Raw genomic sequence first — 21345 nt, 5'->3', positions numbered from 1 at the left:
GACCGCGTCCACCGAGTCGAGCAGACTCGTGGCAACAGTCGGCTTACCGCCGGACGCCGGTGATGGCATCGCCGGCTCCTGCCCTTTGGGGTCTCAGCGTGCCGACGCCGATGTCGCTTTCCGGAATCCGCCTTCACAGGGGGGTGCTGACCAATCGGTATCGGCGCCCTCGGCACGGTTCAACGCGGGTAGATTCCGAGCAGGTTCCGCACGCGTTTCCAGGGTTGCAGGGTCACGGGAACCCGGTCGGCGCCGCGCTCGAAGAAGAATCCGCTCGAGGATCCGTCGTCGAGGTTGATGGCGCGATCCACCCGCCAAGGCGTCGGGACGTCGGGGAAAGCGAGCATTTCGCCGCGCTCGGCGAGGGTGAGACTGCTTGTGGTCGTACCGATGACCCAGTGTCCGCGCCAATCCGTAGCGATGAAGGTACGCCGCCGCGGATCGGTGGCCGACAGGCCCCGCACCGGGCGTGCGTTTTCCACGAGATAGGGCCCGGTCTGCAACAAGGCGGCGATGTGCGGGTGATCTCGGAACCGGCCACGCCGGGCGAGGTGGATGCCGCGCTCGTCGCTGTCGATCACGCCGCTCAGGAGTTTTGCGGTCTCTCGAAGCGATTGATCCGTCGTCCTTTGGGAATCACGAGCCCGGACGGCTGGCGATCGGGATGGAAGAAGCCGCCGTTGACCCCGGCCACGCAGCCCCCGCTGCGGAAGGCGGACTCCAGTGTCGGGTATGCCGGCTCGGGGCCGGCCCCTAGATCGATGACCTCCAAGCGGAACGCTCGCGAGGTGAAGAAGGCGATGTGTGCGCTGACTTGTTTGCCGTCGGACGGGCGCGCCGCGGTGCGCTTGGCGTAGGCGAGGTCCGCGCCGATGTCCTGCCGCTGCGACTCCCCGGCAGGCGTCCAGTCCGCGGCGAGCGCGTTCGAAGCCGGCAGCAGAAGGGCCAGGAGGAGAATGCGCGGCCACGCTGGACGGGCGTTGAACGACCGGCCTTTCATTGATCCTGCATCATGGCGTCGAGTTGCTTCCAACTCAGATAGAGGCGTTGCCGGTATCCCGGCAGCTCGCGGAAGTCCCAGCGCCGATAGAACGCCTTGGCCGGCTCGTCGATGCAGTCGAGGATGACCGCCACGACCGGGAAGATTCGGCTCGCCAGGTGACAATCCACGAGCGCCTGCGCGAGCAGGCGGTGTCCGAGACCCAGACCGCGGTGACCTACGTCGACGCCGAGCCAGGCCAATACCGCCACCGGTAGATCCCGGCGGGGCAGGTGTCGGATGAGCTCCGGGGGCAGGTCGGAGAAGTCGACCTGAGCGGTTGCGAGCGTATAGAACCCGGCAATGTCGCCCGCTGCCGCGATCAGCGCCTTCGTTGCAGACAGGCGCTTGTCCTGATTCTGCAGCGCCTTGGTGGCGAGCCAGTCGTCGACCTGAGCTTGGCCGCAGCGGAACGCCGCGCGCGGGTGGCTCTTGCGAAGGGCCTCCAGACGGTAGCCGTCCGGGAAACGGACAGCGTTCATTCGCCCCGCATCAAGGCACCGAGTGCGTGCTGCGCCTCGGTGAGCCGAGCCGGCTCGTCGAGTGCTTGCCAAAAGGCGAGCTGCTCGTCGGCGGTCAGGGCGATGACGCGCTGCTCCGCGGCGCTCAGCTCGCGTTGCGCCTGCGCGACGACGACCGTGCGCACGTAATCGCTGATACTGACGTGGCGCAGCTTCGCCGCCCGCGCAACGCTGTCCTTGCTGACGGCGTCGAGACGGACCATGAGAGTGGTCGACGGGCTGGTCATCGGCATCCTCGGATCGATCATGATGCCGGAAAACGTATAGCGCTCTGCAATACATGTCAAGAGTCCCGCCTACTCGGCCGGCAGAGCCGGAAGCGTCCCGCGCCACAGCTCGGACTCGACATCTTTGCGGACCTCTTCGCTGTCGAGTCCGTCGCTGCGTTGCACGGCGCGCGTCGTCGCATCCGCCCGTCCGACGGCATGCACGGCCAAGGGGCTGCCCCCGCCGGTCAGGTCCTCGACGGTGAGGGTCTCCGGGGTCGGGAAGTGCCCGGTCTCGTAGAGGATCGCCAGCCACTCGTCGAGATTGACCTGATTCCAATCAACCCGTGCAAAATCCCGGATGTCGATCCCGGAGCACTCCGGTGATTGCGCCTCGCCCCAGTCGCGCCCGAGTTGCGGGCGGATCTGCTGGTTCAGGATCCGTGCGAGCGAGGTGTTGAAGCAGCAATAGCTCTCGCGCTTCTCCACGCACCAGGTCAGCACCTCCTTTTTGCAGTAGGATCCGACGCGATGACAGGCGCGCAGCTCGCGTTTGGCACCCAGCTCGAACTCGCTCTGCTCGCAGGTCCAGATGATTCGGATCAGGATCATCACGACCGTGTAGATCATGTAGGCATACATGGCCCAAGCCATGGCCGTGCCGAGCCAGGCCGTGCCGCCGCCGAGCTGCAACACCGAGCCTTCCGCCACCGCGCCCCCGCTGACCGCCACTCCACCGCTCGTGGTCGAGAACAGCGCATTCACCGCGGCATCGCCGAAGAGCTGTGCGGCCCATTCCGCGGTCTGCTTCAGCAGGGCTTGTTTGACGGCGCTCAGGCCGACCTCGGCCGCGGCATCGGTGGCGGACGCCGCGGTCTTGCCGGTGAAGCTGTTGGCCACGCTGGTGAACGACTCCTTGACCGCGCTCCAGGTGGCGGTGACGGGTTGGCGCAGCGTCTCCCACGAGCCGCGGATCGCCGCTCCTTTGTCGAGCCCCATGATCGCGGCATCGATCTTCCCGAGTGCGAAGATCAGACTGATGTAATCCGCCAGCGACACGCCTTGGGGACGCGTGCAGCAGTTCACGATCTCCCCGACCGCGCGCTTGCATTGATGGGCGCTGCCCGAGAACACCCGACAGGTCCCGCCCGGCGTGCACTGCATGTCCGAGACCGCCATCTGCACCGTCTGCAAGGCCCCGACCGCCTTGGCGAAGTCCGCGGATTGCTCCTCGGGAAATTCCGCGCAGTCGGTGCCGAGGCAGCGCACCGGACCGGCACAGTCCAGGGTGCGGTTGCGCTCCAGAACCGGGATGGTGCGCGCGGTGCCGCAGTCCCAGGTCTCCTCGAACAGAAAACAGGTTCCACGGTTGTCGACGGCCCCCTCCACACACTCGGACTTGATGAAGCCGCAGGCGGGATCGGCCTCCAGGGCGATACAGTCGGAGGGTTGATCGCCGTCGTTGTAGGGACACTGCAGCTGCCCCTGCGGATCGGTCCAGCATGGCATCGGCCCTTGGTTGAAGCCCGAGCAGCTCGCGGTGACCTTGATCTGCGTACAGAAGGGGTTTTGACCGGCCACGGGCGGGGCCGCCATGGCGTCCGGGCAGATGCGCACGTCGGCGTTCTCGTAGCAGCCGTCGGCGGCGAGCGGGGGCGAGCCCAAGCACTCGACACTCCCGCTGCAGAAGTCGCTGCCGAGGGTCTCGAGCAGGTCGTAGCAGCCGTCGTTTGCGCCCCAGAGACTGCGCAGCGGCCGGGAGACGTAGCGGATCTCCACCTCGAGTCGGATCCCGCCGGTCCAGGCGGCGTCGTAGACCTGCGGAATGCACCAGGCGCAGCCCGGCTCGGGCAGGGTGCCGTCGTCGAAGGTCCAGACATGGCCGTGGCGCAGGGTGAAATCGCCCCCGTTGCGCAGCGCCTGCGTCATCGGCTGCGCCGAATAGCCGAACGCGGTGCTCTGCACGCGGTTCACGCCCGGGAAGGTCGCCGTATACCGCCCTTGATAGCGCTCGAAGAAAAATCCTTCCTCGGGTTCGGGCTGCGCCGGTCGGTCCTCGAAGGCAAGGGTCACCCGAATATCCGTCACGCGCGACGGATCGCTCACCCCGAAGCCGCCGTTCAACGGCGTCTGCAGGGCCAGCACCGCGGATCCATGCCAGGACCCAGCGCGCGCAAGCACGACCCGCTTGCAGCCGGGTCCGCAGTCTTCGAGTGCAGCACTGCCCGTCACGGTGACGAGGCTGTCCGGCGCGGGCAGTTCGTAATCGTGATACCAGGAGCAGGACCCGCCTTGCGGGGTCAACCGATCGCAGGTGCGCAGGTCCGGGATGTGGACCTCGCGGGTCCCGTTCTCGAAGGTCGTCTCGGTCTCGCAATGGCCGAAGGTCTCGGCGATGGCCTCGAAGTTGTCGAGCACGTCGTCGGTCTGCACCCACAGCGGGTCGATGCGCACGTCGGGACTGGAGCGCTCGACCGAGCCGCGCAGGGTGCGATAGGCCTCGCCGGTCGCCGAGCCCTCGGAGAGCAGCGCACCTTGGGCCTGTTGGCCTTGGATCAGGGTGCCGTGGTCATTGCCGTAGAGCCCGGAGAAGTTCGCCGAGTCGCCCCCGGCGGCGCCGGGGAAGAGGGCGTCGAGACGCAGATCCCCGCCCGGCAGCGTCAGTGTCTCGCCGGAGAGCGCCGGCACCGTCAGCGCGCCGGCCGCCGCGCGTCCCGTTTCCTTGCCGGCGTCGATGGCGTCGGCGAAGTCGTCGCCCCAGACCAACGCCCACGGGGTCCATGCCAGGGCGATGCAGAGGAGGCCGGTCAGGACCCGAACCGGGAGGGGATACCGCTCAGAAGGTCGCACAGCAGTCGTTCCAGCGCCACAGCAGATAGAGATGGTCCTCCCCGAGGGCGGGGATGTTGCGCCATTCCCCCCAGGTCAGCGGGCTTTCGCCGATCACGTGGGCGCGCTGCGTCTCGGGCAGGGGGTAGAACATCGAGAGCTTGTACTGGCTCTTCGGGAGGAAGGGCGCGAGCGGTGCGCCGCACAGCGCGTCGTTGCCCATCGTGCGACGCGCGAGTCCGCGCCGATGCAGGGCCGCCAGCGACCGGGCCGAGGCCAGACTGGTTTCGCGGGCCCGCGAGCCGACGGTCGGCCCGCGACCGGTGAAGGGGTAGAGATTGCCCCAGGTCCCGGCACACCAGAAGAGCGCATCGATCGGGGTGCCCGCGGTGGACGCGGCGGCATCGGCCAGGCAGGCGGCCAGGGCGACCGGATTGGCGAGCCAGGCGGCCTCCGGGTTGGTGAAGAAGGCCAGCTCGTCGTGGTTCCAGGTCGGATCCAGCTCGGAGAGATAGAGCAGGTCCAGATCGACGTAGCCGTCCGGGTTGCAGCGGTCGTCCCAGAACAGATCCAGCAGGATCAGGAGCGGGAAGGCGTACCAATGAAAGTTGTAGAAGGCCGTGTCGCTCGCGTCGTATTCGGCTTGTCCCGCGGTGCCGAGCAGACGGCGACTGCCGAGCGGCAGGCGAATTCCGCCCAAGGCCGGGGCGCAGCGCGGGGCATGGACCAGCTCGATCAGCCGTGCGGGCTCCCACATCCCGACGGTGAAGCCCGGATGCGGCACGCCGAGACCGTCGTTGCAGGCACAGAAGGGGACGGAGGCCGCACCCGCCGGTGCGGCGCCGCCGAACAGGGGCATGCCGGCGATGCGGATCGGAAACAAACAGGCCCAGCAGACATCGGTGATCAGCTTGCCCGAGAACAGCTCGGCGTCCGGGCAGGCGGGGTCGGCGGCCCGAACCGGGGACTGCGACAGGGCGAGGACAACCGCGAGCAGTCCGGCGAGGCGGGGCAGGGTGGGTGCCTTCATCGGGGTTCCTCCGGCGGATGCTCGCGCACCAGGAAGACACGCCCCGCGGCCTCGACGCTCGCCGGCACGCGCTCCAGGGCGAAGCGTTCGCGCAGGTCCGGGGTCAGCAGATAGACCGTCTCGTCCAGGGCATCCTCGAGCGCACGAAAGCCCTCCCAGCCGGCCTCGCGATTCAAACGGGTCGCCAGATACACCGGGCGCAGCGCCCCGGCACTGGCTCCCAGAGCACGGGCCGTGCGGACGTGGGCCGGCTCGGTCGGATCGAACACCACCAGACGCAGCCCGAAGGCCAGACGATCGAGCGGATTGAGCTGCTCGCCGGAGCGCACCAGCAGGGTGCCGTCCGGCAGGGCGATGTCGGCCTTGGCCTCGATCACGGGATCGATCACCCGCGTGCGGGGCTCCCGCGCGGTCGGCAGATGTTCGAAGACCGCGCGCGTCCAGTAGCGCGCGAGTGCCTGCTCGCGCAGTGCAGCGAGATCGAGCGCGGCGACCCGGCGCGCGATCTCCTCGAGCATGTCCGCCTCCGAGATCGCCTCGACCGGGCCGCGCACGCCGAGATCCCCGGTCCGACCGGCCGCCACCTGCGCCTGCAGCCAGGCGGGATCCGACAGGCCGGCCACCCGTGCAATTTCCCCGTCGGGTCCGGACAGGATCATCAGCGGGACGGCCTCGGCGCCGGCTTCGCGAAAGGGTGTCGGATCGAGCGCGACCGCGGGCATCGGATCGAGCCCTTCAAGCTCCGCGTGGATCCCGCGCATGAAGTCGATCAGCGGTTCGCCTTCGCCCACACCGCGAAAGACGACCCGCATGTCGGGTCGGGCCGCCGTGGCGAAGATATCGCGCAGGGCAGCCGCACCCAAGGCGCGCGAGACCAGGAGCGTGATCGTCTGCGTCGGGGTTGCGGTCGCGGTCGCTTGCGCGTCGGGGAGGGCGGGCACTTGCGCGGTGGTCAGTCGGTGCAGCCGTTCGCGCTCGGCCGTGCCGAGGGTCTCGCCCGCGCGCGCCGACGCTCCGGAGCCCGCCCGCAACCAGTCCGGGAGCGTCGTGCCGGAGACCGCCTCTTGGACGGCTCCGGCCTGGTCGCGAAGCGCCCGCAGGTCAGAGCGCTCGCTCGCCTGAACGGAGGCCGTCGAGACGAGCTGAAACGATAAAGCCAGCAGGGCAGGGTAGCGAAGGTCAGAACACTGCATAGGCCCGCCCGATAATCTGATGACGGGGCAGCGGCCCCCAGTAGCGCGAGTCGAAGCTGTCGCGGGTGGCACCCATGATCCAGAGCGCATCGGCGGGGACCACGACCTCGCGAACGAACGTCGCCACGGGCCTGCCGGGCGTGCCGGCCAGATCCAGTCCTTCGCCGACCGTTCGGCCGTCGACCCGAGTAGACTGTTCAGTGACGGCGACGGTGTCTCCGGGCAATCCGACAACCCGCTTGATGACCTGCATCTGAATCGGAAAGAACGGCGCCATGCGCTCGCCGGCGGGGAAGGCGTAGAGGCCGTCGCGCTCGAGGGCACTGTCGTGGCGATCCACGAGAAAGACCGTATAGGGCGGCAAGCACTTGTCGACCTGATCGTTGATGGCGATGCGATAGCGCGTCCCGAGATACAGCATCAAGGCCAGCACGACGAGCAGCACCGGCAGACCGTGTCGGATGGTGCGCGCCAGGCGAGCCTCGGGTGAAGCGGCAATGTCCGTGCGTGCGCTCATGGCTGCTTCCCCGACAACACATAGGCGTCCTGCGGTGCCGCCAGCACGGCCTGGGCGTCCAAGACCAGAACGCCCCCGTCGGCGAGACGCACGGCGGTTGTCCTGAGGTCCGCAATCGCCTCGCCCACCGCCTCCGGCGCGATCCCCTCCAGGGCGGCGGCAACATCGACGATCAGCACCGGCGGGCGGGTGGCGATGGCCTCGCGCAGCGGCCGGGACGCGATCTCGGCACCGAGGTAACCGCCGGCGAGGGCCAAGAACGGGATCACCGCGAGCAACAGGATGCCGTCGGTCTTTCCCGCCGGAGCGGGCAGGGTCTCAGGCGGCATCGGACGCCTCCGTCTCGGCCCCCGCAAGCAAGCGGTTGATCGCCTGCTCGACGCTCATGCCGCGCTCGCGCAGACGCCGGATCGCCGCCACGTCCGCGGGCTTGGTGGAGTAGAGCAGTTGCCGGAAGGGGTCCACCATCAGCCGACCGATTCCCGCGCCGCTGTCTGTCAAGGTCATGATCTCGGAGTAGGCACCGGGAACGGTGTGCACGGTCTTGAGCATCTCCGCGCCCGCGGCGGTCATCGGCAGACGGTGATCGGCCTTGAGCCGATCGATGGCATGGCCGGGCTGGGCGAGCAGCAGGGTGTGGGCGCTGTTGTCGGCGATCGCCCGCCCGGTGGGGTTGGCGTAGAGGTCGGCAAGGGACTGGGTGACGGTGATCGCGGCCCCGTTGTACTTGCGAAAGCGCCGGTAGCCGTGCTCGATGAAGGTCGCGACATCGCCTTGGGTGAGCAGATCCCAGGCCTCGTCGATCAGCACCAGCTTTTGGCGAGAACGCTCGCCCAGGTACATCGCCTGCTGGATCTGGAAGATGAGCTGCAGCAGGATGACCTGCTGGAGGTGTTTGCGTCCTTTGAGCTCTTCGAGCTCGAGCACCACCAGATCCGCGCTGAAGTCCATGGTGTTGCGCCCGTGGAACCAGCGTCCGTATTCCCCGCGCGAGGTGAAGGGGTAGAGCTGCACGCCGACGTCCTGCAGGCGCTCGTCGGGGCAGGCGAGCATGGCGGCGGCGATCAGATCGACGTTCATCGCCGTGCCGTGGGTGTCCCACAGCTCGCGCAGGGCGCGCTTCAGCCCGGCGGTGCGGTAGTCGCCGAGCGGCTCGGTCGGGGCCGCCATCGCCGTGACCATGGCAGCGATCACGTCGGCGTCTTCTTCCCACGTGTGCAGCAGCTCGAAGGGATTCAGCACGATGTCCGAGTCGGCGGTGAAGGCGACGAACTGCCCGCCGAGTGATTCGCAGAGGTTGGCGTAGCTGCGCCCGACGTCGATCACCCAACAGCGCCCGCCGACACTCAGGTTGGTCGAGAGCAGCTCGTTGGCGAGAAACGACTTGCCCGAGCCCGAGGAGGCGGCGATCACGGCGTTGTAGTTGGTCGCCGAGTCGAAGAGGCTCAGATCCACGAGCTGACCGGTGCGCCCGATCAGGTTGAGCACCGGGGTGCCGGTGCCCTTCCAGTCGCCGAAGACCGGCATGAGCGCGACGGCATGGGCGGCGGAGAGGGTGCGGTAGCGAAAGCTGGTGCGGATCGCCCCGCGATCGGCCCCGAACGGCAGACAGTTGAGGAAGAGCGGCAGCACAAAGAAGCGGTCGGTCAGGATCTGAAAACCGAGCTCGCGCCAATAGGTGCGCAGATTCGAGGCCGCACCGGCGGCCTCCTCCGGGGCGGTGAAAAGCACGATCCCCAAGTACGCCTGCAGCGGCCGGTCGCCGTGATCCAGCCGGGCGAACAAGGCGTCGAAATCGCGCTTGTTGTGGGCGAGCCTCGGCATGTAGTGCGAAAGATTGCCGCTGACCTGATGGGCCGCCCATTGCGCGCGCGAGGTGAGATTCACCCGGGTCGCCTCGGGGTCCGGGAAATGCAGGTTCAGGGTGATCAGCGCATTGTGGCGCACTCCGCGCGAGCCCGAGAAGGAATCTCCGAGGAAGCGCGCGGCCAGCCCGAAGCCGGCCCGATCGGGAAAGCGCTTGACCGAGAAGGTCTGGATGCGCTGCTCCCCGAGCGTGATCCCCTTGGCGTCGACGTCGATGCCGACGTCGTAGTCCAGATACTGATCGCGCACCGGACGCCGGGCATCGCACTCGGGCGTGATGCGGTCGCGCCACCCCGCCTGCGGTCCCCAGTTGAGCAGGGTCGTCATAATCCGCACGTGGCGATCGGCCGTGAGGCTCGTCGGGCGCATCCCGGCGGTGACCAGCACCTGCAGGGCGGTCGCCTGCAACTCCCGGGCATCGCGCAGCTCGTGGGCGCTCGGCTGCGGGGCGGCGAGCGGCAGCTTGGCGGTGACCAGCACCTGCAGCTCGCGCAGACGCAGATCCCCGGACGGGGAGAGCGGGGCGGTGCTACCGGCGCGCAGATAGGCGGCGGTGCGGCGCGTGGATTCGCGCAACAGCGCGGTGGCGGTCTCGATGCGCAGTCCTTCTATGCGGGCGACGGTCTCCTCGACATCCGGCGAGGTCCAGAGCGCGACCTGCAGCAGGGTCTCGGGCGGCCAGTCGAGATTGCCGAGCACCAGCAGGCGGTCGGCGTTGGACTGATCGGCGGCGGACAAGGGCTCGCACAGATAGCCGAAGGCGAGCGACTGGTCGTCGAGCAGAAACAGATGGCTGTCCGGGTCGTAGGCCAGGGTCGGGAAGAGCGCGTTGGCGCGCGAGCCGGTGAATCGACGCAGGTTCGTCATGAGAGCTTCTCGGTCAGTTGGATGATCGGGGGCTGCGTCGAGATCCAGGTCGCGCGGCCGCGGCGGACCATCTCCCGGGCGCGGCGGCGGGCGCAGTCGCTCAAGGGTTTGCCGGAGGGCGAGCGCACTTGGACCGGGGCGGTGCGGGATCGGCTCATGGCGTTCTCTTCTCGTTCGGGTCGAACAGCACGATCTCCTCGACCCGGATCATCGGGTCGGAGGCCCACGGGTCGGGATTCAACATGCCGTGCGATACCAGGCGTGCGCCGCGCGCGACGAGCCGGGCTTCGCGCGTGACGATCAGCGCGTCGCCGCGCTCGGCCGCATGCAGTCCGAAGACGGCGGTGTGCGCTTCGCTGGCCTGCTCGGTCGCGGTTGCGGAGGCCGGTTCGAACACCGGCTGCGTGTGACGTCGGATGTGCGCCGCGCCCCAGGCGAGCGGGTCGACCGCGTCGGCCGTGAAGAGCGCGCCAACATCGGGGAGCAGGATGGCCACGCCGTGCGCGGTCGTGGCGACGGCGAGGCGACCGGTACCGTCGCGTGCGTGCGCGTCTGTCGTCTGCGCGTCGTCGGACGGTTCAACGGGATATTCCGCTTCGCTGCAGAGCGCCGTCGGTTCGGATCCGACGTCGGAATCCCGGATCGGCGCACAGCGGGTGACGACGAGCGTCCGGGACCGAGACCCAACGCCGGCGACGCGGTGCCGTGCCAGTCGATAGGCGACGAGGAAAAGACCGTCCGCGCGATCCGGCGCGAGGGCGATGGCGCGATCGAGCACCGCGATGTCCGGATCGTTCGGATAGAGCAGATCGGCGGTACGGGTGAGCCAGGCGTCGTGGTTGGCGAGCGCACCGTCGATGACCTGCCGTGCGCTCGTGCAGGCCGGAGCGCGCGGGGGGATGCGCCGGCAGACGTGGACCTCGCCCGAGCGCGGATAAACAACGAGATCGCCGACGCCGGGCAACGCGCCGATCAGAGATTCGGGAAGCCGCGGAGCGACCTCGGCGTGCGCGACCGAGACCGCCATGAGGAGAGCCACGCCGGCAATGGCGCGCCTGTCGAATCCGACCATGAAGACCTCGCGTGGAAAGGGTCCCGTGGTCGGGACCCGGCAATGGACCCGATGGTCGGGGTCCGGGCGATCGGAAGACTCCGATCAGAGGACGGGCAGGGTGGCGGTGACGACGCCGTCGACGATCGCCGGGGCCAGGAACATGCCCACACCGGCGGCGATCCCCAGGACGAAGCCCATGATCGACTGGCGTGCGGCACCGGCGATGACGCCGATGATGATGAAGATCACGGCCACCACACGACCCAGAGAACCGCTCATCCAGCCGGTGAGCAGGGTGTAGAGGGCCGAGAACTCGGTGCCGGTGGTTCCGGCCGTGGCGGTCGCGGAGATCGCCACGACAACGAGCGTCGCGGCGATGCCCGTGAACAGGAGGGTCCGGCGGTCGCGGCCGGACAACGGGGGCGGGGACAACATGAAGCGCTTCTCCGAAGGGTTGATGACCGCGCGTCGCGCGCGGGTTCGAGGGGGCCGATCGTCCGGCCTGCGCCGGACCACGGTGTTCAGGCGCCGCGCTTCTGCTCCCGCGGCAGGTGCACCGGTGCGTGTGCCGGATCCGCCCCGACAGCATCCGGGGGCATGACCGGCGGACCGCTCGGCGCGGGCGATCGCGGCTGCACCTGCAACGGCCGCAGCACGGTCAAGCGCCCGTGCGCAGTGCCGTCGTAGTGCCAGTGCTCGCGCAGCACCTCGATGTACACCGTGGAAGGCGGATACAGATCGCCGGTCGCATCCTCCCAGGGGGCGATCCAGGCCTGCATCGCCGAGGCGGCGGCGCGTTTGGGTTGATACTCGGCGGGGCGTTGGTCTTTGGCCGCCACCGGTTCCGGGACGGGCGCTCGGGTGGCACAGCCGCTCAGGGCGGCGAGCGCCGAGAGCATGAGCGGCAGCGTGAGGCGTGAGGTCATGGCGGTCTCCTAATCGCGCAGGCGTGTGGTCCACGCCCAACCGGACCCGGCTGCAAACCCGCTTTCGGTTTCGATCGGCAGGGCGCGTGCGACGGACGCGGGCGGTGGCCCGGCCCCGTCGCTGAGGCTGTAGACGGCGCTCGGCGGCAGACAGAGCGGTTTGCCCGGATAGCCGGGACAGGCGTATTCGGGGTTGCCCGAGGCGCAACCCCCGAGCAGGGCTGCGCACAGCAGCAGGGGTGTGGCATGGATCATTCGCCGCGCTCCTCGACTGCGGCGAGCCAGGCTGCCAGGTCGGCGGGGCGGCCTTGATGCAGGCGCCCGTCCGGCGCGATCAGGAACGGCGTCCCGCGAATCCCGAGGATTTGGGCCGCGATCAGGGTGCGTTGGGCAACCGACTCGCCGCATCCCGCCGCGGGCTCCGTGAGATCCGCCGTCAGCCCGCCGAGCAGCGCGTCGCGCGCCTGCTCGGGAGCGGATCCGGACAGGCACGCCAGCGCGAGCACGGCGCGCTGCGAGGGCTCGCCCAGAACCGGAATCGGGACGAGCCGGAAGCGATAGGTCGCGCGCAGCGGCGCCAGGTCGGCGTAGAGTGCGCTGCAGTGGGGGCAGAAGGGATCGACGAACACCACCACCTCAGGGCCTTCGCCGAAGTCGATCGCCCCCAGATCGGCCACGTCGAGCTTCAGTCGCGCCAGATCGATGCGCCCGGCGAGGCGTTGGGTCTGATCGAACGCGGTGAGCTTGGCCCCGTGCCAGAGATCCACGGCACTGCCGCGCAGCACGTAGCGTCCGTTCTCGGAGAAGAACAGCAGCTCCCCGTCGGTGGTCTCCACCGCCTGCAGCCCGCCGGACGGCAGCTGGGCCATGCGCGCGATCGAGGCCCTCGGCAACGGCTCGGCCATGCCGGGGTTCGCGAGCGACGACGCCGCCGCCAGCCCGAGGGCGGCCAGCGAGGCAGCGAGGTGTCGGGCAATACGCCCGGGTGTCTCGTCGAAGGGTGAATCGAGGTTCTGTCGCATGCCGCTGCCCGGTCGGTGAAGGTGCGGACAGAGTGCCGGCCGACGGGCGTGACGGCGATGGCGCTAAGCGATCGAAAACGCGGCTTTACTCGCAGGTGTGTCGGCCGTTGCGCAGACGGCGCAGCGGGGAGGTCGTCAAAGCGCCGCCGGCCTTTTTGTTCACAATCCCTGTGGTCGGTCGTGTGGATAACCTGTGCTCGAGGTGGCTAAGCGCCGGACAGGGCAGGGCGGAACCTCCGCCGGTCGAAGAATGCCCGGGGGCCGGACGGCCCCGGCGAGACCGTGCGCGATCGTGCGCGGTGGATCCGGGGAGGGTGGCGTGTGCGTTGTGCGAGTGGCGGATGCCAAGCGGTCGAGTCGGGGTCTTGTCCGCGTGCCGAAGCGTCTGCAGGCGCTGGATGACGGTGGCGTCCCGACGCGCGCAGTTCGCTCCGGTGTCGGACCGGGAGGCGACGCGCGCCGGGATCCCCGGTCGGGCGGAATCGGGCGCGCCGGATCGTGGACCCTTTCGGGGTGTCGTGCGAAAAGCGGGGGTCGCGCGCGACGACGTCGACTTACTGACGGTTCTATGACGGTTAATATACCGGTTAGGGGGAACTGTGTTCCCTATCAAAGAGAACTCGGTTCCCTACCGACGGAACCGGGTTCCCTGGGGACGGAACCGGGTTCCCTACCCATGGGCACGGTGTTCCCTACTCCGGATAGGGCACTGGGTTCCCCTGCGCTGTGTACAGGGTTCCCTGAGACTCCGGTTTCCTGCCCTCGCCCGGGAACTGGTGTTCCCGATTCCAGGCACCCTTGATCCTTCTGCGCGGACAACAGAAGCCGGTAGTGAGTCGCTCGTCCGGGTTCGCCTCTCGCGCGCTCGATCAGGGTGCCATCGGGCCTGCCCAGGGCCTTAATGATGCCGCGGCGGCTGAGCTCCGTTATCCGTTTCAGGAGACCGAGGGGGCGAGACACTGCTCTCCCCGTTCGTCGGCATACTCAACCAGCGCGAGCAGCACCAGCCGTTGAGCGAGCGTCAGTCTCCGCCGACTCAAGGCCCAATCGCGCGTCTGCTCGGCGCGGCGTTGCAGCAGTTCCATGACCTCGACATCCAGAGTGCGAGCGATGCGGCAGACCCAGGCTTGCGAGGCCCCGGCACGCTTGGCCATCTCCGCCCGGGTCCGACCGGGTCGCCTGCTCAGGTAACGGAGGTTTCCTCCGATGGTGCTGTTCATTCCGGGCTCCGAATCGTTGTCTGTGATATCCGGGCCGCCGGGCCAGCCGCCGACGTGGATCACGGGAGGTGCAGAACATCGGGGCCTTCGCCGTCGCTGGCGGCGCCTTGGTCTGGAGCAAAGGCACGGGTGGCGGATTTGTTGAAGGCGAGGACGCAGATGCACTCGGGCGGCACCCCTTAGGCGAGGCCAAACATCAGCCTACCCAGCAGATTGGGCGTCTAACCGGAGTCGGAAACCGCATAGTTCAGACGATGGCCGCCCAGATGCTCGATCGTCACACGTGATCTACGAACGCTGCGCATCCAGAAGAGATAACTGAGGAAGGGTTACTTTAAAGCGAGGATAGCAATCTCTTTAGAGCGAAATCACGGTCTGTGAAAACTTCTGCTTCTCTTGAAAGAACGGCAAGAAGAATAATAAAAATAATTTTTTATAGATATCTATGATCGATAAAACATACATTACTTCATGTTATGTGCTTATGAGTCGAGCGATTTTGTCTCGCGTTATTATGTTTTTTCTTGACAACAAACAGCGAAAACCAAAGTATATATCTCGAAAGAGCGATCTTTGCGCTGAGAACCAAACCATCAAAGGCCACCGGGTGCACAGGCTGCGCTCCTGCAGTATGCGGCGGCGATCGCGACAGCTCCGATACATCAAGGACATCGACCCAATGAAAGAACCCCTTGCCCTCACACTCCAGGACGCCGCCCTGGCGCTGTCGGTGAGCCCGCGCACCGTGCGCCGACTTCTCGACGACCCGAACTGCGTGCTTTCGCGCATCAGGATCGGCCGTGCGGTGCGGGTCAGTGCGGCCAGCCTGCGGCAGTTCGTAGACGGGGAGAACGCTCCGAGTAATAATCCAAACCGCGCGGGGCAGGCTGTGCGGGAGAGAAGCACATGCCTAGAAAGCGTAAGCAAGACCAAGATGGCCTCTATCGTCGCTCCGACTCCCAGAAGTGGTGGGCGTCCTACACCGACGCGAGCGGCCAGCGAGTTAGATGCTCTACTGGAACGAGCGACCGGCAGGAAGCCGACGCACTCCTTGCGAAATGGAAGCTCGAAACTCACCGCCAGCGACAATGGGGCGAACAACCCAAGCGCAGCTTCGAAGAGTTGATGGTCGTCTATCTGAACGCAACGGCCAGGCACAAGCGCAGCGCCGAGACGGACAAGTATCGCGTGATCGCGTTGCGCGGGCACTTCAGCGGCAGAATCATGCAGGAGCTCGGACCGGCGGATGTGCGCGGGTATGTGGAGCGCAGACGGGAGCAGGGAGTCAGCGACACGACGATCAATCGGGACTTGGCGCTACTGTCGGCGGCGATCGGGTACGCCAACGTCGAGCTTGAGTGGATGCTGCCGAATCCCGTCGCGGGTCGCAAGCTGGCCGAACCGGAGGGGCGGGTGCGCTGGATTACCCGCGAGGAGTCGGTTGCCTTGATCGCGGCTGCAGGGAGAGCCCCGCGAGCCCCGTTCATGGCGGATCTCATCACGGTTGCTCTTTATACGGGATGTCGGCGAGGGGAATTGCTCGGTCTCGATTGGGCCCGCGTGGATCTCAAGCAGAATCTGATCCACCTTGAAGGACGCCATACCAAGTCGGGTAAGCGACGCAGCGTCCCACTGTGCGAAACCGCACGCGCGGCGATTCTGCGCCGTGCTCGGTTTCGCGCCGAGCATTGCCCCGACAGCCAGTGGGTGTTTGCGTATCGTGACGGCCATCAGGCGAAGGATATTCGCGGTGCTTTCTACTCCGCCTGCCGGGCGGCAAACCTTGCCGACTTTACCTTCCATGACCTACGCCACACTTGCGCGGCTTGGCTGGTGACCGGTGGTGCACCGCTCGCCGAGATCCGGGATCTGTTGGGACACAGCACGATCATGATGACCGAACGTTACGCCCACCTCGCCCCGGAAAATCTCAGGACGACCGTCGGCAGGCTCGATATGTCACGTTTTAGTCACGCTCCGGACGAAGCTACCGAATTGGCGCGGATCGGATGACCCAAGCCTTTGAAAGTATTGGTGCGCGAGGGGGGACTCGAACCCCCACGGATTGCTCCGCTGGAACCTAAATCCAGTGCGTCTACCAGTTCCGCCACCCGCGCGCGCCGCTATTCTACTGCGGATCCGAGGAAAGGGTTAGTTTTGGACGAGACGAAGAAAGGCGCCCGGAGGGCGCCTCACCGCGAGATGTTGCCGATCGGCTCCTCAAGAGCCAACCGGCATTATCGATCAGGGCTTGACGGTTGTCAGGCCGACACTGACCCAATCCTGCATGCCGCCGCGATACCACTTGAGCTTATGAAGTGGGTAGCCGAGATCGACGAGGGTCTTGATGTTTTCGGTGGACTGTCCGCACCAAAGGCCGTTGCAGAAGAGCACGAGGGTCTTCGCGTCGGTGAAATCCCACGAATCGCTTTCGGCGTCGTAGGTGCCGTCGAACTCGTCCGCAAGGATCTGCCGGAAGGCATCCGCTTGCTCGGGCGTTTCGAAGGTCCCGGCGGCATCTGAGCTGATCCTGTTCCAGGGAATGTTGATCGCGCCCGGGATCGTCCCGCGCATGACCCAATCGGGTGTACGCGAGTCGACGACCAGGATGCTGTCGTCACCTTGGGACTTGCGGCGCAAATAGTCCAAAACTTCCAATTCGCCGATGGTACCGATGCCGGGAAGGGCGACGATGGGCTGGACGCAGAAGGGCGGGCAGCCGCGATCGGTCTTTTGGAACATCGCGGGAAGTGTTGCGTCACGGTCATGCCCGCGCTGAATGGTCACGGTTTGGCCGTTGTGGATGACATCCACGCTCTCGAGGTCGGCCGAGATCCGATTGTCGGCAGCGAGCACGGAGCCAGCTAGGGTGCTCGCGAGGACGATCAAGAGCATCGTTGTGGTGGTCTGTTTCGGCATCGTTGGTCTCCTTGTTCCGATTTGAGAAGGGCGGCCGTCGCGGGTCTGCTGCGACCCGGTCATCCCGTCACTGCGGTTTTTTCACGTAGGTAGGGAAGGTCGCGCCTTGCTGGCCGATGGCTTGTTCGTAGCCCATCTCGCCTTGACGCCTTGCGCTGTCGGCCAGAGCAATTGCGGCGGCGAAGTCGCCGGAATTGGCGAGGTCCTGCGCCTCTTTGATCATCTTGCCGGTGTCACGCCACTCGCCCCCGACGGAGCTCGCCTTCTTGCGCGCAGCCTCGGCTGCGGCGATCGCCGCTTCGGCTTGCTTTGCCGCGCCGCCGTCGACGGTGGCGCCTTGGGCCTGCTCGACGGCGAAGGTGTCTTGCTTCATCGCCTTGAGGGCCAGTTCTTTTGCCTTGGTGAATTGGCGATCGGGCATGATCGCCTCTGCCTCTTTGATCAGCGATGCCGTCTCCTCGGAGGCGACACCGGCTTTTACGGCGGCCGCGTATGCGGCCTGGGCCTCTTCGATCGCCTGCTCGGCTTCGGACCTGTGGGTCGCCCATGCGCTGGTCATCGGCAAAGCGAACAACAGTCCTCCGACCAGGATCGTTTTGAATACACTGCGAATCGACATCTTATTGGAACTCCTCTCGTGCGCTCTCCAAGAGGGCGCGCCGCAGGCGGGCGCCCTCGTGCCTTTAGCGGTCGGCGTTATCGGCGTGCTTTATTTCCGTGCCCTGGGCCCGTTGAGCTCCAGCCCGTTATTCATGTAGGTCATGAAATACTCAAGGTTGCGATATTCATCGCCCTGCATAGGGAATGCTGCCGCCCGAACCTGCTCGTTGCAGCCTTTGTAGCGGCGGTGCAGCGTGCCCATCTCGCCCCACTTGGAGCGATACACCGGCCAGTGCGTGGTGTGTCCGTAGGCGGGGCTCAGTATCTCGGTGCGCAGCGTCGTTCCCGAGTTACCGAAGTGGCAATGGCTGCACGAGAAGTTGAACTGGCCGCGCCGTGCGAAGTAGAACTCTTTACCCGCCTCGTAGGCCGCCAGCGCACGGGGATCGTCCTCCGGTATCTCCACGTTCGTGACTTGACCACGGGACTCGTAGGCCATGTAGGCCGTGATGTCCGCCATCGGACCCTTTGAGTAGTCCAGCGGCTTCTCACCATTGGCCTCGAGGCACTCGTTGATGGCGAGCGGCAGGGTGATGACCATCCCGCGATCCTTATCCCAGTAAGGATACTTGCCGACAATCGCAGGGCCTTCCGGGAAGCAGTCCGCGTAGGTCTTGCCGTTGGCGAACGGCGTGTTCCACATCTCCTCGCCGTTGGTCAGTGCGTTCTCGTAAGGGGGGAATTCCTCGATCGCCTCCCAGTTCTCGCGCCCGACTGCATCGATGGAATAGACACCGTTGGCGAACTCCTGCACGGGTACGGTCGGGAAACGCTCGGTGAAATAGGCTTGGAAAGTCGCCTTGTCTTCCTCGGGTGTCGATGCGAGGGCCGGGGCGGCGAGCGAGTAAGCAAGACCGACAGCGGTGAACGACAGCAATAGCTTTGACATTGTTGATTTGCCTCCGGGGATCGCTCTTAGAGTGTCCAGACGTACTCGACGACGTCGACGAATTCCTGATTGGTCAGGATCTCGTGCTTGCCGAACGGCGGCATGGCGGCCTCGGGGGTCTTGACGGTCGCGTCCCAGATCTGACGGGCGAGGGCTTCCTTCGTCGGGTAACGAGTCTGCATCGCGATCAAGGCGGGACCGATGGCACCGGGGCTTTCGGCGCCGACGATCATGTGACAGGCGATACAGTTGCCTTTGCCGCGGTCCTCGGCAACGGCTTTGCCCGCAGCGGCATCACCGTTGAGATCGAGTTGAGGCATGTCGGTCGCTGCTGCGACGACGGCGAGTGTGGATAATCCAAGGCCAAGAGCGATAGCGCTCGCTCGGATCGGGCGTTGGGACAGCATGCGTGTAGCCTCCTGAGGTCTCTGCTGTAACGACATGGGCTCGGAGTTGCTCCGGAGCCTGATTTCTTGTCTGATCTCCGCGTCGTCGCGCGGTCATCCCGCGGTCGTTCGGTGACGCCGCGATGTTCTGTCGGACGAATCCTATCACGTCGAATTGAAAATGTCCGACTCCCAAAGTGCGACGGATAACGAGATTTCGCGCACGCGGCTCCGATCCACGGCGTGCCCGGAGATGGCATTCGGGACCGATGACCGGGCATACTAGTCGGGATTCATCACGCCGCCGGCCCCAGTGGCAGGGGGCGTACTTGCAGCCAAACGGAGGACTCTAAAAGCAATGTCACTATCAAGAAGAGAATTCATGCGACTCATGGGAATCGCCGGCGCTGCCGGGATGTTCCCCTCGTCGGTCTTCGCGGCAAAGCGGATGCCGGCGGACCTCTACGAGGTGCCGAAGTTCGGCAACGTGACCCTCCTGCATATCACCGATACGCACGCCCAGTTGAACCCTGTGTACTTCCGCGAGCCGAACGTCAACCTCGGTATCGGCCCGGCCTTCGGGCAGGCACCGCATGTGGTGGGCGAGGCGTTTCTGAAGCACTTCGGAGTGGATCCCGGCGGCATCGAAGCGCATGCCTTCACCTTCCTCGATTTCGACGCCGGTGCGGAGAAATACGGCGCGGTCGGTGGCTTTGCACATCTCAAGACGTTGGTCGATCGAGTCCGTGCCGAGCGCGGCGACGGCAACAGTCTGCTGCTCGACGGCGGCGACACCTGGCAGGGTTCGGGGACCGCCTACTGGACCCGTGGTATGGACATGGTCGGCGCATGTAACCTGCTCGGCGTCGATGTCATGACGGGTCACTGGGAGTTCACCTATCTCGACGAGGAGGTGATCAAGAACATCGCCGAGTTTAAGGGCGATTTCGTGGCCCAGAACGTCAAGGTGCGCGAAGAGGCGCTCTTCGACTACCGCTTCGCCGATTTCCCGGGTTTCGACGAGGATCTGGGGCGCGCCTTCAAGCCCTACACGATCAAAGAGGTCGGCGGGGTCAAGGTCGCCGTGGTCGGGCAGGCCTTCCCGTACACGCCGATCGCGAACCCGCAACGCTTCATGCCGGACTGGACCTTCGGAATCGACGACAGCTCGATGCAGGAGGTCGTCGACCGGGTGCGTGAGGACGAGAAGCCGGATCTGGTTGTCGTCATCTCGCACAACGGGATGGACGTCGACCTCAAGATGGCCTCGCGCGTAACCGGGATCGACGTCATCTTCGGCGGTCACACCCACGACGGGATGCCGGCGCCGACCATCGTCGAGAACGCCTCGGGCAAGACCCTGGTGACCAACGCCGGCTCCAACGGCAAGTTCCTCGGCGTCATGGACATGGAGGTCAAGGACGGCAAGCTGCAGGATTACCGCTATCGCCTGCTGCCGGTGTTTTCCAATCTGCTCGCCCCGGACGCGGAGATGGTCGAGTACATCGCGGGCGTGCGTGCACCCTATAAGGCACAGCTGGAAGAGGAGCTGGCGACCGCCGAGGAGACGCTTTTCCGCCGCGGCAACTTCAACGGTACCTTCGACCAGGTCATCTGCGACGCGCTGCGCAAGGTCAACGACGCCCAGATCAGTCTCTCGCCGGGCTTCCGATGGGGTACGACGGTACTGCCCGGTCAGAAGATCACCATGGACAACGTCATGGATCAGACCTGCATTACCTACCCGGAGACTTACCGACGCGAGATGACCGGCGCCGACATCAAGCTGATCCTCGAGGACGTCTGCGACAACCTCTTCAACCCGGATCCCTACGTCCAGCAGGGCGGCGACATGGTGCGGCTCGGCGGGCTGGATTATGTCTGCGATCCGACCGCATCGATGGGCGAGCGTATCCTGGACATGGCGCTTGACGACGGCACCAAGATCGAGGCCGACAAGACCTATGTGGTCGCCGGTTGGGCGACGGTCGGCAGTCAATCGCCGGGCGAGCCCATCTGGGAGACGGTCGCGACTTATCTGCGCGATATCAAGACGGTCAAGATCGAGAAGCTCAACACGCCTAAGCTCAAGAACGTCACAGGCAATCCGGGTATCGCGGATTACCCGTTCATGTAACTCAGCGGGGTCGGCGGCTCAGCGCCGCCGATTCCACCCCGGCCCGCGGGGGATTGCTTCGTTC

The 21345-nt window shown here is 66.2% G+C and carries 23 protein-coding genes and 1 tRNA gene; 2 read left to right on the top strand and 22 right to left on the bottom strand.

Going from position 1 to position 21345, the window contains the following annotated elements:
* Positions 1–179: 179 nt before the first annotated feature.
* From LT988_RS24350 to LT988_RS24270, 17 genes are all read right to left on the bottom strand, one after another.
* A complete protein-coding gene (locus LT988_RS24350; protein WP_232408093.1) occupies positions 180–581 on the bottom strand; it encodes a phosphodiester glycosidase family protein in 402 nt (133 codons plus the stop codon).
* Positions 582–586: 5 nt separating this feature from the next.
* A complete protein-coding gene (locus tag LT988_RS24345) occupies positions 587–1000 on the bottom strand; it encodes a phosphodiester glycosidase family protein (RefSeq protein ID WP_232408092.1) in 414 nt (137 codons plus the stop codon).
* Positions 997–1521, bottom strand: a complete 525-nt coding sequence (locus LT988_RS24340) for a GNAT family N-acetyltransferase (protein ID WP_232408091.1) — start codon at positions 1519–1521, stop codon at positions 997–999. Before LT988_RS24340 ends, LT988_RS24345 begins: the two co-directional genes overlap by 4 nt.
* Positions 1518–1787: a type II toxin-antitoxin system TacA family antitoxin gene (locus LT988_RS24335; RefSeq protein WP_232408090.1), complete on the bottom strand. Its 270-nt coding sequence runs from the start codon at positions 1785–1787 to the stop codon at positions 1518–1520. Before LT988_RS24335 ends, LT988_RS24340 begins: the two co-directional genes overlap by 4 nt.
* A 69-nt stretch (positions 1788–1856) precedes the next feature.
* On the bottom strand, positions 1857–4616 hold the full coding sequence (gene traN / locus LT988_RS24330) for a conjugal transfer protein TraN (protein WP_232408089.1): 2760 nt from the start codon (positions 4614–4616) through the stop codon (positions 1857–1859).
* Positions 4603–5625, bottom strand: coding sequence for a TraU family protein (locus LT988_RS24325; protein ID WP_232408088.1), 1023 nt, complete (start codon positions 5623–5625; stop codon positions 4603–4605). The genes traN and LT988_RS24325 overlap by 14 nt, the downstream gene beginning before the upstream one ends.
* Positions 5622–6818: a TrbC family F-type conjugative pilus assembly protein gene (locus LT988_RS24320; protein ID WP_232408087.1), complete on the bottom strand. Its 1197-nt coding sequence runs from the start codon at positions 6816–6818 to the stop codon at positions 5622–5624. The genes LT988_RS24325 and LT988_RS24320 overlap by 4 nt, the downstream gene beginning before the upstream one ends.
* The gene (lepB, locus tag LT988_RS24315; RefSeq protein ID WP_232408086.1) at positions 6805–7335 is read right to left on the bottom strand and encodes a signal peptidase I; all 531 of its coding nucleotides are present in this window, start codon (positions 7333–7335) and stop codon (positions 6805–6807) included. Before lepB ends, LT988_RS24320 begins: the two co-directional genes overlap by 14 nt.
* Positions 7332–7664 (bottom strand): hypothetical protein, encoded by a 333-nt coding sequence (locus LT988_RS24310; RefSeq protein ID WP_232408085.1) that lies wholly within the window; start codon positions 7662–7664, stop codon positions 7332–7334. The genes lepB and LT988_RS24310 overlap by 4 nt, the downstream gene beginning before the upstream one ends.
* Positions 7654–10068 carry a type IV secretion system protein TraC gene (gene traC / locus LT988_RS24305; protein ID WP_232408084.1) on the bottom strand — a complete coding sequence of 805 codons (2415 nt, stop codon included), beginning with the start codon at positions 10066–10068 and terminating at the stop codon, positions 7654–7656. Before traC ends, LT988_RS24310 begins: the two co-directional genes overlap by 11 nt.
* Positions 10065–10226 (bottom strand): RRXRR domain-containing protein, encoded by a 162-nt coding sequence (locus LT988_RS24300; RefSeq protein ID WP_232408083.1) that lies wholly within the window; start codon positions 10224–10226, stop codon positions 10065–10067. Before LT988_RS24300 ends, traC begins: the two co-directional genes overlap by 4 nt.
* Positions 10223–11095, bottom strand: coding sequence for a hypothetical protein (locus LT988_RS24295; protein WP_232408082.1), 873 nt, complete (start codon positions 11093–11095; stop codon positions 10223–10225). The genes LT988_RS24300 and LT988_RS24295 overlap by 4 nt, the downstream gene beginning before the upstream one ends.
* Before the next feature lie 129 nt (positions 11096–11224).
* Positions 11225–11557, bottom strand: coding sequence for a TraA family conjugative transfer protein (gene traA / locus LT988_RS24290; protein WP_232408081.1), 333 nt, complete (start codon positions 11555–11557; stop codon positions 11225–11227).
* A gap of 86 nt (positions 11558–11643) precedes the next feature.
* The gene (locus tag LT988_RS24285) at positions 11644–12048 is read right to left on the bottom strand and encodes a TraV family lipoprotein (RefSeq protein WP_232408080.1); all 405 of its coding nucleotides are present in this window, start codon (positions 12046–12048) and stop codon (positions 11644–11646) included.
* Positions 12049–12057: 9 nt separating this feature from the next.
* A complete protein-coding gene (locus tag LT988_RS24280) occupies positions 12058–12303 on the bottom strand; it encodes a hypothetical protein (RefSeq protein ID WP_007191254.1) in 246 nt (81 codons plus the stop codon).
* Positions 12300–13070 carry a DsbC family protein gene (locus tag LT988_RS24275; RefSeq protein WP_232408079.1) on the bottom strand — a complete coding sequence of 257 codons (771 nt, stop codon included), beginning with the start codon at positions 13068–13070 and terminating at the stop codon, positions 12300–12302. Before LT988_RS24275 ends, LT988_RS24280 begins: the two co-directional genes overlap by 4 nt.
* A gap of 935 nt (positions 13071–14005) precedes the next feature.
* Entirely contained in the window at positions 14006–14290 is a 285-nt protein-coding gene (locus LT988_RS24270; RefSeq protein ID WP_232408078.1) for a hypothetical protein, read from the bottom strand.
* 906 nt (positions 14291–15196) lie between these two features.
* Here LT988_RS24270 and LT988_RS24265 point away from each other — a divergent pair.
* A complete protein-coding gene (locus LT988_RS24265) occupies positions 15197–16303 on the top strand; it encodes a tyrosine-type recombinase/integrase (RefSeq protein WP_232408077.1) in 1107 nt (368 codons plus the stop codon).
* A gap of 19 nt (positions 16304–16322) precedes the next feature.
* Here LT988_RS24265 and LT988_RS24260 read toward each other — a convergent pair.
* The 5 genes from LT988_RS24260 to soxX all read right to left on the bottom strand — a co-directional run bounded on the left by LT988_RS24260 (position 16323) and on the right by soxX (position 19165).
* Positions 16323–16407, bottom strand: a tRNA-Leu gene (locus LT988_RS24260).
* 127 nt (positions 16408–16534) lie between these two features.
* Complete coding sequence (locus LT988_RS24255; protein ID WP_232408076.1) at positions 16535–17209, bottom strand: rhodanese-like domain-containing protein; 675 nt, start codon at positions 17207–17209, stop codon at positions 16535–16537.
* 67 nt (positions 17210–17276) lie between these two features.
* The gene (locus LT988_RS24250) at positions 17277–17783 is read right to left on the bottom strand and encodes a hypothetical protein (protein ID WP_232408075.1); all 507 of its coding nucleotides are present in this window, start codon (positions 17781–17783) and stop codon (positions 17277–17279) included.
* A 135-nt stretch (positions 17784–17918) separates the two neighbouring features.
* On the bottom strand, positions 17919–18758 hold the full coding sequence (soxA, locus tag LT988_RS24245) for a sulfur oxidation c-type cytochrome SoxA (protein ID WP_232408074.1): 840 nt from the start codon (positions 18756–18758) through the stop codon (positions 17919–17921).
* 26 nt (positions 18759–18784) lie between these two features.
* The gene (gene soxX, locus LT988_RS24240) at positions 18785–19165 is read right to left on the bottom strand and encodes a sulfur oxidation c-type cytochrome SoxX (protein ID WP_232408073.1); all 381 of its coding nucleotides are present in this window, start codon (positions 19163–19165) and stop codon (positions 18785–18787) included.
* A 337-nt stretch (positions 19166–19502) separates the two neighbouring features.
* Here soxX and soxB point away from each other — a divergent pair, with 337 nt between their 5' ends.
* On the top strand, positions 19503–21281 hold the full coding sequence (soxB, locus tag LT988_RS24235) for a thiosulfohydrolase SoxB (protein ID WP_232408072.1): 1779 nt from the start codon (positions 19503–19505) through the stop codon (positions 21279–21281).
* Positions 21282–21345 lie beyond the last annotated feature (64 nt).

The organism is Thiocapsa bogorovii, from assembly GCF_021228795.1.
Lineage (GTDB): Bacteria > Pseudomonadota > Gammaproteobacteria > Chromatiales > Chromatiaceae > Thiocapsa > Thiocapsa bogorovii.
The sequence above is the reverse complement of the archived record's forward strand: the minus strand, read 5'-3'. Positions and strand labels throughout refer to the sequence as shown.

What these genes read in the sequence shown, in the direction of transcription:
- LT988_RS24345 (WP_232408092.1), bottom strand. Translation starts at nt 1,000, where the DNA reads ATGAAAGGCCGGTCGTTCAACGCCCGTCCAGCGTGGCCGCGCATTCTC.
- LT988_RS24340 (WP_232408091.1), bottom strand. Translation starts at nt 1,521, where the DNA reads ATGAACGCTGTCCGTTTCCCGGACGGCTACCGTCTGGAGGCCCTTCGC.
- LT988_RS24335 (WP_232408090.1), bottom strand. Translation starts at nt 1,787, where the DNA reads ATGACCAGCCCGTCGACCACTCTCATGGTCCGTCTCGACGCCGTCAGC.
- LT988_RS24325 (WP_232408088.1), bottom strand. Translation starts at nt 5,625, where the DNA reads ATGAAGGCACCCACCCTGCCCCGCCTCGCCGGACTGCTCGCGGTTGTC.
- LT988_RS24320 (WP_232408087.1), bottom strand. Translation starts at nt 6,818, where the DNA reads ATGCAGTGTTCTGACCTTCGCTACCCTGCCCTGCTGGCTTTATCGTTT.
- lepB (WP_232408086.1), bottom strand. Translation starts at nt 7,335, where the DNA reads ATGAGCGCACGCACGGACATTGCCGCTTCACCCGAGGCTCGCCTGGCG.
- LT988_RS24310 (WP_232408085.1), bottom strand. Translation starts at nt 7,664, where the DNA reads ATGCCGCCTGAGACCCTGCCCGCTCCGGCGGGAAAGACCGACGGCATC.
- traC (WP_232408084.1), bottom strand. Translation starts at nt 10,068, where the DNA reads ATGACGAACCTGCGTCGATTCACCGGCTCGCGCGCCAACGCGCTCTTC.
- LT988_RS24300 (WP_232408083.1), bottom strand. Translation starts at nt 10,226, where the DNA reads ATGAGCCGATCCCGCACCGCCCCGGTCCAAGTGCGCTCGCCCTCCGGC.
- LT988_RS24295 (WP_232408082.1), bottom strand. Translation starts at nt 11,095, where the DNA reads ATGGCGGTCTCGGTCGCGCACGCCGAGGTCGCTCCGCGGCTTCCCGAA.
- traA (WP_232408081.1), bottom strand. Translation starts at nt 11,557, where the DNA reads ATGTTGTCCCCGCCCCCGTTGTCCGGCCGCGACCGCCGGACCCTCCTG.
- LT988_RS24285 (WP_232408080.1), bottom strand. Translation starts at nt 12,048, where the DNA reads ATGACCTCACGCCTCACGCTGCCGCTCATGCTCTCGGCGCTCGCCGCC.
- LT988_RS24280 (WP_007191254.1), bottom strand. Translation starts at nt 12,303, where the DNA reads ATGATCCATGCCACACCCCTGCTGCTGTGCGCAGCCCTGCTCGGGGGT.
- LT988_RS24275 (WP_232408079.1), bottom strand. Translation starts at nt 13,070, where the DNA reads ATGCGACAGAACCTCGATTCACCCTTCGACGAGACACCCGGGCGTATT.
- LT988_RS24270 (WP_232408078.1), bottom strand. Translation starts at nt 14,290, where the DNA reads ATGAACAGCACCATCGGAGGAAACCTCCGTTACCTGAGCAGGCGACCC.
- LT988_RS24265 (WP_232408077.1), top strand. Translation starts at nt 15,197, where the DNA reads ATGCCTAGAAAGCGTAAGCAAGACCAAGATGGCCTCTATCGTCGCTCC.
- LT988_RS24255 (WP_232408076.1), bottom strand. Translation starts at nt 17,209, where the DNA reads ATGCCGAAACAGACCACCACAACGATGCTCTTGATCGTCCTCGCGAGC.
- soxA (WP_232408074.1), bottom strand. Translation starts at nt 18,758, where the DNA reads ATGTCAAAGCTATTGCTGTCGTTCACCGCTGTCGGTCTTGCTTACTCG.
- soxX (WP_232408073.1), bottom strand. Translation starts at nt 19,165, where the DNA reads ATGCTGTCCCAACGCCCGATCCGAGCGAGCGCTATCGCTCTTGGCCTT.
- soxB (WP_232408072.1), top strand. Translation starts at nt 19,503, where the DNA reads ATGTCACTATCAAGAAGAGAATTCATGCGACTCATGGGAATCGCCGGC.